The organism is Streptomyces sp. NPDC007971, assembly GCF_042958635.1.
Taxonomy (GTDB): domain Bacteria; phylum Actinomycetota; class Actinomycetes; order Streptomycetales; family Streptomycetaceae; genus Streptomyces.
Window position 1 is genome coordinate 186273 of sequence record NZ_JBIBJK010000020.1, and the last position, 12350, is coordinate 198622.

A 12350-nucleotide genomic window follows, 5' to 3' on the forward strand; every position below is an offset into this window, starting at 1 on the left:
ACAGCTGCCCCGCAGCGACGCTTCATCACTCCAACCGGATCGGCGATGCCAGAGCAGGCTGAGGTACTGGGGCATCGACGGCACCTGGGAGCGTGTGTTCACGGCGCTGCTCGCTCAGGCGGGGAGGCGGCAATGCGCCATGTGGCCCCGGTCTGTCGGCCCTGTCGAACCGATGCTTCCGCTTCGAGCCGGTCACTGCGACTCCTAGGATGAAGCGTTGCTGGCTGCCCGCGCAGAGGGCGCCAACCATGGGGGCCATGACCTCGTCCCCCCGTCCTACAGCCACCGCCCGGACCGCGGGCGATTCCGCCCAGCCGGCCGCCGGCCTGACCAGGGCCGGCCTCGCCGTGCTGATCACCGCGGTCTTTCTGCCCCAGGTCGACTTCTTCATCGTCAACGTCGCGCTTCCCACGATCCAGTCGTCACTGGAGGCGAGTGGCGGCGCGCTCGAACTCGTCGTCGCCGGCTACGGGACGGCCTATGCCGCGACACTGGTCCTCGGCGGGCGGCTGGGCGACATGATCGGCCGCCGGCGGATGCTGCTGACAGGGATGTCCGGCTTCGTGCTCACCTCGCTGGTCTGCGGGGCGGCTCCCGGGATCGGCGTCCTGGTCGCGGCGCGGATCCTGCAGGGGGTCGCGGCCGGCATGGTCGTCCCCCAGGTGATCGCGACGCTCCACGCGACGCTGAGCGGGGAACGGCGGCACCGGGCCCTGGGGCTGTACAGCTCGGCCGCGGGCGCGGCGATCGTGGTCGGCCAGCTCGTCGGTGGCCTGCTGGTGACCGCCGACGTCGCGGGCACCGGATGGCGGCCGATCTTCCTGGTCAACGTGCCGATCGGTGCGGTGGCCCTGATCGCGGCCAGGCGCCTCGTCCCGGCGTCCCGCTCCCCGCACCCGCTGGGGCTCGATGTGGTGGGGACGCTCTTGTTCGCCGGGACCCTGGTGGCCCTGCTGGTGCCGCTCGCAGAGGGACCGACGATCGGTTGGCCCCCGTGGAGCTGGGGAGCGCTGGCGCTGGTGCCGGTGCTCGCGGCGGCGACGGTCGTCGTCGAACGCCGCGCCGAGGCGGCCGGGCGGGTGCCTCTGCTGCCCCCCTCGCTGCTGCGGCTGCGGTCGATGCGGCGCGGCTTCGCGATGCATCTCCCCTTCATGCTCACCTACGGCGCCTTCATGTTCGTGTTCGCCCTCACCGTCCAGACGGGCCTGCACAGCGGGGTGCTCGGCGGGGGTCTGGCGGTCCTCCCGCTGGCGGTCGCCTACCTCGCCGGGTCCCTCGCCGCGCCGCGCGCCATCGCCCGGTTCGACGCCCGCCGCGTCGTCGCCGTCGCCGCGGTGGCCGTCGCCCTCGGCCTCCTGGCGCTCGTCCTGGTCACCGTGACCACGTGGCCGCACACCGACTACTGGGCGTTCGCACCAGGACTCGTGCTGGCGGGGGCCGGCCAGGCGCTCGTCTTCGCCTGCCTCTTCCGGCTGATCCTGCTCGACGTCCCCGAGCACCTGGTGGGGGTGGGGGGCGGTGTGGTCACCACGGTGCAACAGTCCGGCCTGGCGCTCGGGGTGGCGACGCTGGGCACGTTGTTCGTCGGGCTCGAGAAGACCGGCGTCGGGACCGCCTTCGTGGTGTCGCTCGCGGTCCAGGCCGCGATCATGCTCGCGATCGCGGGCGGCTCGCTCACCCTGCCCCACCTGCATGCGCGACAAGGGGAGACCGGGGTTGCGGTCGACGTGTGATCGCCCGCGGACCGCAGGAGTGGCGTGGCCATAACGGGTTGATCCGCCTCCGCGGCTGATCGTCGGGCACGCGCCGCTGACCAGGGGCGAACGGCGAGACGGTGGCCGATGCCGCTCTGGCCGGTCTGCTGATCCGCGGGGGACTGACCCGACGACCGGGCCGAGCGCGGGGCTGGCTCAGCCGGCGTCGGCGACGAGCCTGGTCAGCCGCTCGACGGTGTGCGGGTCCGCGGGGAGCAACACCTGCAGCCGGGTCGTCGAGCCGGGCGCGACCCAGGTGTTGGAGACAGTGAAGGTCATTCGACCGATCGCCGGGTTGTCGATCTGGCGCAGCACACCGGCGTCGACACCGCGGACGGAGTGCCGGTCCCACAGTGCGGCGAACTCCGACGACTCCGCGCGCAGCCGCGAAACCAGCGCCTTCCATCGGCCGTCGTCGACGTGCTCGGCCATGGCGACGCGCAGGTTCGCGACCTGGCGAGCCGCGGCCTGCTCCCAGTCGACGATGCGCTCGCGCCAGCGAGGCTCGGTGAAGGTGAGCCAGACGCAGTTGCGCTGTGCGATCGGCACCTCGTCGAGGTCGGTGATCAGCAGGCGCATCGCGCTGTTGTAGGCGAGCAGGTCGAACTTGCCGTTCTGGACGCAGGCGGGGTAGGGGTCGAGCTTGTCCAGCACGGCGTGCAACTCGGCGCTCACGGCGTTGCACTCCGTGACCACGGCGTCGTCCGCGGCACCGGCGAGCCGGTAGAGGTGGTGGCGCTCGTCGTGGTCCAGGCGCAGCGTGCGGGCGAGTGCGTTGAGTACCTGCGGCGAGGGGCGTACGTCGCGGGCCTGCTCCAGGGCCGTGTACCAGGTGACGCTCATCCCGGCGTGCTGCGCGACCTCCTCCCTGCGCAGACCGGGGGTGCGCCGCCGAGTGATCGCCGCGATACCGAGCTCGCTCGGCGACATGCGCTCGCGTCGGCTGCGCAGGAAGACGGCGAGCTCTCGGCGCCGGGCAGACGCGCCGTCGGAGTCGCCGCGGCTCTCAAGACCGCTCGCGTTGCCGGAACCGGGCGACGGGGCGACCGGCTCCTCGGGCCGCGGCACGGTGTACACAACCATCAGGAACCTCCGGGGCCAGCCAGCCCCCACTCAGTCTGGAAACTAGCATCAGCGGTGACTTGATACCACTCTTGAGACCCGAAACGATACGGCCATCGGCCCTGTGCACCCTGCCCTGAAGGAGCCCTCCTACCGTGTCCGCCGTTACGTCCCCCTCGCCGCATCCCGCCGACGCACGCCACCTGCTCGTGATCGGTGCCGGCCCCGGCATCGGCGCCGCCACTGCCCGTCGCTTCGCCCGTGACGGCTACCGGGTGACCCTGGCCGCCCGGCACCGGGACAAGCTTGAGGAGCTCGCCGCCGACCTGCACCCAACCAGGGCCGAGGTGGCCGTCGTGCGCGTCGACGCGGCCGACCCCGGGCAGCTGCGCGAGGCGTTGAGCTCGCTCTACGCGGCCCCGAACCCGCCCGGCGTCGTGCTGTACAACGTTGCCCAGCTGACGCCCGACGACCTCCTGTCGGCCGCGCCCGAGGACCTGCTGGGCGCCTACACCGTCGACGTCGTCGGCGGGGTGGTGGCCGCCCAGGTCGCGGTGCCGGCCATGCGAGCCGCCGGCGGCGGCACGTTGCTGTTCACCGGTGGTGGTCTGGCCGACCAGCCGCACCCGAGCCTCGCCACGTTGTCCCTGGGCAAGCTGGGGCTGCGCGGGGTCGCGAGCCTGCTGGGCACCCAGCTGGCCGACGACGGCATTCGGGTCCTCACCCTCACGGTGAACGGGATGGTCGAGCCGGGCACCCCGTTCGACCCCGAGCACATCGCCGAGCGGTACCGGCGGGCGATCGACGACGCCAAGCCGGGTTTCGTCGACGAGCACTTCAACGGGGCCTGAGCCGACTCCATCCGGACCAGAGGAGCAACACGCGTTGGACAGCTCGACGGCAAGGTCGCCTTCATCACCGGCGCGGCCCGTGGCCAGGGCCGCAGCCATACGGTCCGGCTCGCCGAGGAAGGCGCGGACATCATCGCCATCGATCTCGCGGACCAGATCGACACCATCTACTACCTGATGTCCAGGCCGGAGGACCTCGCCGGGACGGCCCGCCAGGTCGAGGCGTTCGGCCGTAGCGCCCTTGGCGGAGCACGGTCAGGCAAGCAGCTGCATCACTGCCTGTCAGATGCCGATCTGGTATCTGGTCATAGCCGTTGTCTCCGCATCACCTGCCGGTGCCGCCCGAGTTCCCGGCACGGCGAAGGCACGTGCGCTCAGTTGGTGGTGTCGAGGAAGTCGGCCGAGGCGTGTACCCCGCCGGCCGCGTGAAGGCTCTCTGAGCCTGCCCTGGCCGCCGTCGGCGGCGGATCACTGCTGGTCAGGGATATCCGTTGTTTTCGGTGATTACTACTGGCAGGCCGGGACGTCCCGTCGCGCCTTGAGTCGGCGGTGCGGAAGGCGGCCGCGGGCCCGCCGACCAACACAATCGTAGCGAGCGAACCCACAGTTGCGGGACATCATTGAGTTTGAACATCCTGGCGCTGTGCAGCAAACGATCACGAGTGACGATCACGACCGCCGACCAGCCCGATCACACCGACCGAACCCAGGCCGCCCCATCCCACCTGCGAAAACAGGATGAAAAACCTCAATGTGAGCTGGAGCGCTGAGGAGGTCCAGCCTTATCCCATCCGGCTGGTGAACTGGTTCATGTCGAAATAGTCGCGCCAGGCGTTGATCTTGCCGTCAGCGACCTCGAAGGTCCCCATGACCGGCAGTTCGAACGATTTGTCAGGGAGCTTGAAGACGTCCACCCGCTCGGTCATCACGATCGGTCCGTTGGCTGCGATGTTGATGACGCGGAACTCGATGTGCTCAATGCCTGGCGGGCCAGGGCGGATGAACGAGGTGATGGTGTTGGCGATGGCCTCCCGGCCGGTGATCGGCGCCAGCGGGATGTTGTGGTAGATGGCGTCGTCGGTGAAAAATGCTGCCAGTTCGGCGGCCCCAGTGTTGTCCGACCACGCCGCGCAAAACCTGCGCACTACCTCGATTGGGCTCTCCATCTGGCTCCCCCTGCGGTTGATCTTGACAGTACGCTGCGATAGGCCGCTAAGCGGTGAGGATGAGCTTTTCGTGCGCTGTGCCCACTTCGAGGAGGGCGTGCGCCTGCGCGGCGTCCCGCATCGGCAGCAGCCGCTGTGCTCGCAGGCGGAGTTGCCCGGAAGCGAGTAGTGGCATGGTCTGCTCGACCGCGTCGGGGGCGCGGTCCGGGGTGGGGGCGGAGAGGGCGACGCCGAAGTCGGCCGCGTGCTCGTCGGCGAGGGTGATCACGCGCGCGGGGCCGCCCGCGAGTTCGACAGCGTCGCGGAGGCCGCCCTTGCCTCCGGCGTCGAAGACGGCGTCCACCTTGCCGACGTGCGCGCGCATCTGCGCAAGGAGCGCCGATCCGTAGCGGACCGGGATCGCGCCGAGATCCTTGGCGAACTGCTCGTCGCTCGGGCCGGTGGCACTGAAGACTGTGAGGCCCTGGGATACGGCCAGCTGGGTGGCGATCACGCCGACCGAGCCTCCGCCCCCGAGAACGAGCAGAGTCTCGCCGGAGGTGACGCCGAGCTGACGCAGGACGCCGACGGCGGCTTCGGCCGAGGCGGGCAGCGCTGCGGCGTCGGCCCAGCTGACGGTGGCCGGCTTGACGGTCCAGGCCGAGGCGAGGGCGTATTCGCCGTACCCACCGAGCGTGGGCAGCTGGGCGGCGACCTCGTCACCCGGCAACACGCCAGTCACGCCCGGGCCGAGAGCGTCGACGGTGCCGGCGGCTTCGAAGCCGAGAACGGCGGGGTCGGGCAGCGGGAAGACCTCTCGGAGGTCGCCGCGCCGGATCTTCAGGTCGGTCGGGCCGACTCCCGCCGCGTGTACGCGCATCCTGATCTGACCAGGTCCGGGTGCGGGCAGGGCGACTTCCGACCACACGAGCGTCTCGGGCGATCCGTATCCGGTGAGCATTGCGGCGTACGGCATCGGTACCTCCTGCTCCTGGCGGTCCGCGCGAGATGATATGGGACCGGCACACCTCGACGGTGGTGCTAGACAGAAAGCATAGGTGACATGTCACGCAATGCCAACGGCGGCGCGCCGGTGCCCGAGGGCGGGTGGCTCGACGGCGAACAGCAACGAGCCTGGCTGGCGTACATCCGGGTTCAGCTGCGGCTGACCTACGAGATGAATCGCCAGCTGCAGTCCGACAGCGATCTGTCCCTGCCGGATTACGACGTCCTGACGGCCCTGAGCGTCGCCGACGGGGGCCCGATGCCGATCACGATGCTGGCCGCGCAGATCGGCTGGGAGCGCAGCCGGGTCTCGCACCACGTGCGGCGGATGGCCAAGCGGGAACTGGTGAGCTGCAGCCTGTCAGCGAACGACCGGCGCGTGACCGAGGTGAGTCTGACCCAACACGGCCGGAAGGTGCTCGAGGCCGCGGCTCTGGGACACGTGGAACTCGTGCGTCGCCTGTTCTTCGACGGCTTGCCGCGCGAGCTTGTCGGGCCGCTCAGCCAGGCGCTGGAGAGCGTCTACGCGAACATAATCGCGCAGGGTACGCTGCCGCCGCCGGTGGACTGGCACCCGCCCGGGGCGAGTGACCGGCGGCGGGCGCCGGGCTTGACTTAGAGACCACCCGATAGGTCACGCGACAGACGATCAATCCCGGCGATCACAACCCCCTACCACGGTGAGTACCCCACATGAGTGCCATACCAGCCCGCCCACCAGCAGCTTCAAGTTGGAATTCGCTCATTGACCGAATGACCTTCCCTCGTGATCGGAAGAAGGCAGAAGGTCCGGTCGACCCTGTGGGACATCGAGGTCCGAACCGGGCCTTCGCCGTTCGGTCTGCAGATGGCGCGTGACCTGACGCAGTGGCGACGGGAGTTTGGACGGTAGGCAGGAACACCGTTCCTGGTGCCGCCGACGTTCGAGTACTGCCTGCGCCGCTTCTCCCGATTCGCCGCCGGGCAGGACACGGTGTGGCTGGAGCTGCGGCACCGGTCAGGGCGAGTGCCTCTCCGGTTGCGGCGCCCCGGTAAGGATTCTTTACTGGTAGGTACAAATCTGGCTGCACGAGGTGGCGTGCCGGAGCAATCCGTCGTCGGTGGGCGCGTGACCAAGTTGCCGGGCACGAGTTGCCGCGTGTCTCTCTGCTGTGGTTTCAGCCGGTCTCCGGAGGGATTGCATCGAAGAAGAAGCGGACATCAGCAGACAACTTAATGACAAGGCCGGTTTGGTAGCTGCTTGACCGGCATCAGTCTGTCTACAGCCCACCGGTTCCTCTCCGAGGGCTCTGCCGTTCCCCTCGCGGACGGAGCAGAACCGAACTGGATACAACCGCGGAAATCCTCGGGGGCCGAGTCGTCGACGTCCACGGCGGTCTCTCGAACTTCGCCGAGGCAAGGAGTCGTGTCCCATGCTCGCCATCCACCTCACCGAGTTCGGGGAGCCGGAGAAGAGCCTGGAGGTGACGGACGTGCCCGAGCCCCCGGCCCCCGCCGCCGGACAGGCGCTGATCCAGGTTGAGTATGCCCCGCTCGACCACCACGACCTCCTCCTGGCGCAAGGCATCTACCCCGTACGCCCTGAGCTGCCCACCGCCATCGGCAACGAGGGCGTCGGCACGGTCGTGTCCGTGGGGCCCGGCGTCACGGAGGTCCGTCCCGGCGAGAGAGTCCTGCTTCCCTTCGGCGTCTTTTCCTGGTCCGAGCGGGTCGTGGCCGAGGCAGCGGACCTGACCGTCGTGGACAAGTCCATCAGTCTGGAACAGGCAGCGATGCTCACCATCAATCCCGTCAGCGCGGGGCTTCTGGTCGGCATGCGTGACCTTCCGGCCGGTTCCTGGGTGGCGCAGAACGCGGCCAATAGCGGGGTAGGCCGGTCTGTCATCGTGTTCGCCAAGGAACGAGGGCTGCGCACGATCAACATCGTGCGCCGCACGGAACTCGTGAGCGAACTCCGTGACCTCGGCGCCGACATCGTGGTGGTTGACTCCGCGGACGCCGGCGCACGCGTGCGGAAAGCCATCGGATCCGATCCGGTGCTCCTCGGCCTCGACGGTGTCAGCGGGGCGGCGACCGCGCTGTTGCTGGACGTGTTGACCGACGGCGCCCTGCTGGTGATCTACGGGTATCTGAGCGGCCGGCCGTTCACGCCCGATCCTGACGTGCTGGGGACGAAGAACATCACCACGACGGAATTCTGGATGTACCAGGACGAGTTTCTTCCTCGGCTTCCGGCTCTGAACGCGCAGTCCGCGCGGCTGGTCGCCGAGGGAAGACTCGTCCTGCCCTCCGCGCCCGTCTACGAGGCGGCGGACTTTCCCGAGGCACTCGCGTACTTCCGGGAGAACGGCAAGGTCCTCCTGGACTTCAACCCGCATCGCGCGTAGGCGCCGCCGCACCTGCCGCTGAAGCCGGGACCATCCCGGCAGGAAGCGGCCGGAGCCGATCACACCGCCGCTGCCGGGGCGTCGGCACGGCCCCGACATACGATCAAGGATGGGCAGCATGGCCGAACACAGCACCATCGGCATCCTCGGCGCGGGCGAGATCGGGCAGGCCATCGCCGACAAGGCCGTCCGCCACGGACATGAGGTACTCATCGGCAACAGCCGGGGCCCGGAGACACTCAAGGCGGTCGTGGAGCAGCTGGGGCCGAAGGCCCACGCCGTGACAGCAAAGGAGGCGGCGCAGCCGGACCTCGTCTTCCTCGCCGTGCCGTTCTTCGCCGTACCGGACCTGACCGGCCTTACCGACTGGTCCGGGAAGATCGTCGTCGACACGACGAATCAGTTCGCCGCGGCCAACCCCTGGAGGGGCCGGTACGACGTCGGTGACCTCACGGGCAGCGAGTGGGTCGCCGAGCGCCTTGCCGGAGCTCGGATCGTGAAGGCGTTCAACAGCCTGTTCGCCGCGTTCATCGCCGCGGACCCCCAGCACGATGAGGGCCGTCAGGTGGTCTTCTACGCGGGCGACGACGCTGGCGCTAAGGCGGCCGTGTCCGGTTTGCTGGACCGGTTCGGGTTCGCCGCACTGGACCTTGGCGGTCTGCGGGAGGGCGGGCGGCTGATGCAGCTCGACGGCCCGCTCAGCGCACGGCACTTCCTGCTTCAGGATGCCGGCTGACGTCCCAGACCTCGCGCACCCCGGCCACGCACGCCGAACACACAGGAGGAGCGTCATGAGCCGTCGTGTCGTCTACACCTGCGGCGGGTCTCCCGCCGACGTCCTGACCGTCATCGAGGAGCCCGAGCCGGCTGCGCCCCAGACCGGTCAAGTACTCGTCCGCGTCACCGCGTTCCCCATTCACCCTGGTGACCTCCAAGCGGTCGAGGCGTATCAAGGCAGCGGCGGACAACCGGTCCCGGCCGGTGTCGAGGCCACCGGCGTGGCGGAGGCCGTAGGCCCGGGCACCCCGGTGCCGCCGGGGGTCGAGCCCGGCGCGCGGGTGACGGTCTTCCCGCACCCGGGCGCCTGGTCCCAGTGGATCATGACGGCCTCCCGGGCAGTGGTCGCCGTACCGCCAGGGGTGTCGGACGAGGTCGCCGCGCAGATGCTGGTGAACCCGATCACCGCCGTGATGCTGCGCCGCGAGGCGGAGGCACACGCCTCCATCGGGTACGACGGTGTGTTGCTGCAGACTGCCGCCGGCTCGTCGGTCGGACGTCTGCTGACCGCCGTGAGCCTGGCCCACAACATCTCGCTCGTCAACGTCGTCCGCAGCGAACGCGGTGCCGCGGAACTGCGAAACCGCTTCCCGGACGTGCCGGTGGTGACGACGGACCATGCAGGCTGGGCCGATGAAGTCCGCGGCGCGGCCGACGGCCGCCCGCTGGGCGTGGCACTCGATCCGATCGGCGGGAAACTCGCCGAGAGCCTTGTGGACCTGCTGACGCCAGGCGGAACGCTCATCTGCTACGGGCAGATGGCCGCGGAGCCGATCTCGCTGCCCGCGTCGACGCTGCTGCACAAATCGCCGACGCTGCGCGGCATGACCGTCGCCACTGGTTGTCGGACACCTCCCTCGACAGGCAAGCATCCGATGTCGCCGCCGCGAAGCTGATCGCAACGGCCGCCAAGGACCAGTTCGACGTAGCCGGCACCTATGGTCTTGGTGACCTGGCAGAGGCCGTGGAACACGCGCAACGGCCCGGCAAGGTCGGAACCGTCCTCATCCGCCCCTGGTAGACGCCCCCTGCGCTGCTGATCGTCCTGTCCGGGGCCAGACCTCCACGGCGTGCGACCCTGGCACTGAAACCCAAGGGCCGTCTACGTAAGGCCCCGGGTCACGGCGCTGAACGGCCCTCCTGCCGATCCGGCGCCCGCTCGTTCGTCGAAGCGCGGGGCAGAAGGTCCAAAGCCTGCTTGGCAGCCCCGATGACAACCTCCGCTGCGGCTCCCGCCCTGCCCAGGGCCTCCAGCCCTCGCAGCACAGCAAGGAGAAGGCTTGCGAGCCCGTCCGTGTCCGCGTCGGCATCCAGCGAGCCCTCCTCTTGGGCCCGGGCGATGCAGTCCGCCAGCTCGCCGTACAGCCCGCGGACGGTGGCAGTAGTCCGCTCGGCAACGCTCTTGTCGACTGCGGCGAGTTCCGTGGCACTCCTGGCCATCATGCAACCGCGCCGCTCCACGTCCCTGCTGATCGCTTCGGAGATGTCGCATACAAGGCGTTCCAGCCGAGGCAGGGCCGGTCCCGGGCCGCGCAGAGCCGAACGCCAGGCTCCGATCGCGTCACTGTTGTAGCTGTCCAGAGCCTGCAGGAACAGGGCGTGTTTGTCTCCGAAGGCCCCGTACAGGCTTCCGCGTCCCAAGCCCGTGACGGCGCTCAGATCGTCGATGGAGGTTCGGTCGTAACCGTGGGACCAGAACTGGTCGCGAGCAGCCCGCACAACCTCCTCGTCGTCAAATTGCCGAGGCCGGGCCATGAGAAAACTGTACGCCGCGAGTGGGGCATTACGGGGCGAAGACAGGGCAGTACGAGCCTGTTTCGAGGCTTGCGACACCGGCTCGCCCTGACGGCCAAGCTTGCGCTTCCCGCCCCGCTCGCCCTCAGAAGGGCACCCCAGGGACCCCTATGACCCGATGAACGGAAGAAACGGCAGAGGCCCCTTCGCCGACTGCCACACCCTTGATTGACCCATGCCGTACATCGCCTGCGGCAAAGACACGGGGAATATTCGTTTCAAAGGGAAGAGGGGGGCGCTGCAGTTCCTGCCAGGACGGCCCCAGATCTTTGTCAGCAATGTGCACATCAGTATATATGAATCCATCCTTGTCAGCTGCGCAGGCCGCATTCAGCCAATCGATTGCCGGTGTTGCACCTATGAAGCAGAATAGCCCGCCGCATCTCAGCAGAGATTCGGCGCCGGTGGCTGAATTTCTGATCCTGACGGCCTCCAGGGAGTCTTCCCCTTCGAGTGCTGTCACTTCACTTGACGTATGCACGGTAACGCGCGGATCCGCGAGGAGCCAGCGAACAAGATAGGAGGACATACGAGCCGCGATGTCGTCGCGGCGCAGGATGATGTTCACTGAAATTGACTTACCGGCCAGGAACAGAGCCGCTTGGCCTGCAGAGATAAGGAGCCACCCGCCGGGGTGTGCAGCACGCGAAGGAGCCGGGGCACGGGTCCGCACCGACGGGCTCGGGCTACGAGCCTGAGGCTCTTGAGCGCGGTCTTGGCCAAACGCAGCCACTGGTCGATGCGTCTGGGAACTGCTGCTACCTCAGTCCTTGACGGGCTGATTCTTGCCGGAAGCATCGAAGAGCCTCCGAGTCGGGAAGAGCAAGGGCTTTAGCGTGCGCATTAGTGCCCTCGTCGAGTTTGAAGGGAAGGCAGTCCCCTCGTAACTCCTGAATGCGCGCCGCTCATGGTGCGACCAGGTCGTGGCTGTCCCCTATCAGCTTCTGGATCAGTTCGTCCGGGACGTCACCGGCCAACGAAATGTTGACCCAGTTTCGCTTGTTCAGCTTGTACGCTGGATGCACTGCCTCGAAGCGTTCCAGCAACTCAATGACTCGCTCCGGATCAGCCTTGACTGTCACCTGGTCGTCCGGGAACTCGTGGCCACTGAGGATGGCAAACACCTTGTTGTTCGCCGTGGTCTTGAACACCACACGGTCCGGGGCGAACGGACGCGACTCGCTGACTCCAGCGAAGGAAAGCGCCAGCTCCCTGACGTCGTCCACGGTCATGGCTACCTCGCTTCCATAGCCGACACACGGTCAACCTACTCGGCTTCATCCGATGTGGCGCGTCCAGTTTGACGGCAGCGTTGTCACAGACGGCCACGTGGAGTCTGACGGAATTCCCCACGGGGAACGGTGGGGCAATCCGGACGTCGATGATCGGCAGCGGCTCCTCAGGGGTCAACATCACGACCGCTCCGACCCCTACTTCTCCGACGGCTGGGAGTCGCCATCAGCGCTACTGAGATTTTCGGCCTAAGGGTTGTCCCGTAAATGATCTCCGAGACGTCTCGGGCATGGTTGGCCGCAGTGCGGCCCGCTTGCCTATCCGGCGAGGGCGAGGTTGTGC

Annotated in this window: 12 protein-coding genes; 6 read left to right on the forward strand and 6 right to left on the reverse strand. The window is 68.3% G+C overall.

Translation table 11 applies throughout. The features are described 5' to 3' along the window. Positions 1-257: 257 nt before the first annotated feature. The gene (locus ACFZCP_RS34710; protein ID WP_391435605.1) at positions 258-1733 is read left to right on the forward strand and encodes an MFS transporter; all 1476 of its coding nucleotides are present in this window, start codon (positions 258-260) and stop codon (positions 1731-1733) included. A gap of 177 nt (positions 1734-1910) precedes the next feature. Here ACFZCP_RS34710 and ACFZCP_RS34715 read toward each other — a convergent pair whose 3' ends face one another. Next, positions 1911-2837 (reverse strand): helix-turn-helix domain-containing protein, encoded by a 927-nt coding sequence (locus tag ACFZCP_RS34715; RefSeq protein WP_391435608.1) that lies wholly within the window; start codon positions 2835-2837, stop codon positions 1911-1913. A gap of 134 nt (positions 2838-2971) precedes the next feature. Between ACFZCP_RS34715 and ACFZCP_RS34720 the strand changes: the two genes are divergently transcribed. Further along, a complete protein-coding gene (locus tag ACFZCP_RS34720; RefSeq protein ID WP_362685747.1) occupies positions 2972-3667 on the forward strand; it encodes an SDR family NAD(P)-dependent oxidoreductase in 696 nt (231 codons plus the stop codon). A gap of 782 nt (positions 3668-4449) precedes the next feature. Here ACFZCP_RS34720 and ACFZCP_RS34725 read toward each other — a convergent pair. Continuing rightward, positions 4450-4833: a limonene-1,2-epoxide hydrolase family protein gene (locus ACFZCP_RS34725; RefSeq protein WP_362685750.1), complete on the reverse strand. Its 384-nt coding sequence runs from the start codon at positions 4831-4833 to the stop codon at positions 4450-4452. A 46-nt stretch (positions 4834-4879) separates the two neighbouring features. Then, entirely contained in the window at positions 4880-5788 is a 909-nt protein-coding gene (locus ACFZCP_RS34730; protein ID WP_391435613.1) for an alcohol dehydrogenase catalytic domain-containing protein, read from the reverse strand. A gap of 87 nt (positions 5789-5875) precedes the next feature. Here ACFZCP_RS34730 and ACFZCP_RS34735 point away from each other — a divergent pair, with 87 nt between their 5' ends. The 4 genes from ACFZCP_RS34735 to ACFZCP_RS34750 all read left to right on the forward strand — a co-directional run bounded on the left by ACFZCP_RS34735 (position 5876) and on the right by ACFZCP_RS34750 (position 9877). Then, the gene (locus ACFZCP_RS34735; RefSeq protein ID WP_362685756.1) at positions 5876-6436 is read left to right on the forward strand and encodes a MarR family winged helix-turn-helix transcriptional regulator; all 561 of its coding nucleotides are present in this window, start codon (positions 5876-5878) and stop codon (positions 6434-6436) included. 793 nt (positions 6437-7229) lie between these two features. Beyond that, positions 7230-8204, forward strand: coding sequence for an alcohol dehydrogenase catalytic domain-containing protein (locus ACFZCP_RS34740; protein ID WP_391435617.1), 975 nt, complete (start codon positions 7230-7232; stop codon positions 8202-8204). 109 nt (positions 8205-8313) lie between these two features. After that, positions 8314-8940: an NAD(P)-binding domain-containing protein gene (locus tag ACFZCP_RS34745; protein WP_391435620.1), complete on the forward strand. Its 627-nt coding sequence runs from the start codon at positions 8314-8316 to the stop codon at positions 8938-8940. A 55-nt stretch (positions 8941-8995) separates the two neighbouring features. After that, entirely contained in the window at positions 8996-9877 is an 882-nt protein-coding gene (locus ACFZCP_RS34750; RefSeq protein ID WP_391435623.1) for a zinc-binding dehydrogenase, read from the forward strand. Positions 9878-10100: 223 nt separating this feature from the next. On the opposite strand, the gene ACFZCP_RS34755 is transcribed toward ACFZCP_RS34750, so the two are convergent. The 3 genes from ACFZCP_RS34755 to ACFZCP_RS34765 form a co-directional block, all read right to left on the reverse strand. After that, a complete protein-coding gene (locus tag ACFZCP_RS34755) occupies positions 10101-10736 on the reverse strand; it encodes a TetR family transcriptional regulator C-terminal domain-containing protein (protein ID WP_391435626.1) in 636 nt (211 codons plus the stop codon). 124 nt (positions 10737-10860) lie between these two features. After that, on the reverse strand, positions 10861-11508 hold the full coding sequence (locus tag ACFZCP_RS34760; protein ID WP_391435630.1) for an FAD-dependent oxidoreductase: 648 nt from the start codon (positions 11506-11508) through the stop codon (positions 10861-10863). 172 nt (positions 11509-11680) lie between these two features. Further along, complete coding sequence (locus ACFZCP_RS34765) at positions 11681-12007, reverse strand: MmcQ/YjbR family DNA-binding protein (RefSeq protein ID WP_391435634.1); 327 nt, start codon at positions 12005-12007, stop codon at positions 11681-11683. Positions 12008-12350 lie beyond the last annotated feature (343 nt).

Bases quoted from the DNA above. Each gene is read 5' to 3' on its own strand.
- ACFZCP_RS34735 (WP_362685756.1), top strand. From the start codon at position 5,876: ATGTCACGCAATGCCAACGGCGGCGCGCCGGTGCCCGAGGGCGGGTGG.
- ACFZCP_RS34725 (WP_362685750.1), bottom strand. From the start codon at position 4,833: ATGGAGAGCCCAATCGAGGTAGTGCGCAGGTTTTGCGCGGCGTGGTCG.
- ACFZCP_RS34745 (WP_391435620.1), top strand. From the start codon at position 8,314: ATGGGCAGCATGGCCGAACACAGCACCATCGGCATCCTCGGCGCGGGC.
- ACFZCP_RS34710 (WP_391435605.1), top strand. From the start codon at position 258: ATGACCTCGTCCCCCCGTCCTACAGCCACCGCCCGGACCGCGGGCGAT.
- ACFZCP_RS34755 (WP_391435626.1), bottom strand. From the start codon at position 10,736: ATGGCCCGGCCTCGGCAATTTGACGACGAGGAGGTTGTGCGGGCTGCT.
- ACFZCP_RS34750 (WP_391435623.1), top strand. From the start codon at position 8,996: ATGAGCCGTCGTGTCGTCTACACCTGCGGCGGGTCTCCCGCCGACGTC.
- ACFZCP_RS34715 (WP_391435608.1), bottom strand. From the start codon at position 2,837: ATGGTTGTGTACACCGTGCCGCGGCCCGAGGAGCCGGTCGCCCCGTCG.
- ACFZCP_RS34730 (WP_391435613.1), bottom strand. From the start codon at position 5,788: ATGCCGTACGCCGCAATGCTCACCGGATACGGATCGCCCGAGACGCTC.
- ACFZCP_RS34765 (WP_391435634.1), bottom strand. From the start codon at position 12,007: ATGACCGTGGACGACGTCAGGGAGCTGGCGCTTTCCTTCGCTGGAGTC.
- ACFZCP_RS34740 (WP_391435617.1), top strand. From the start codon at position 7,230: ATGCTCGCCATCCACCTCACCGAGTTCGGGGAGCCGGAGAAGAGCCTG.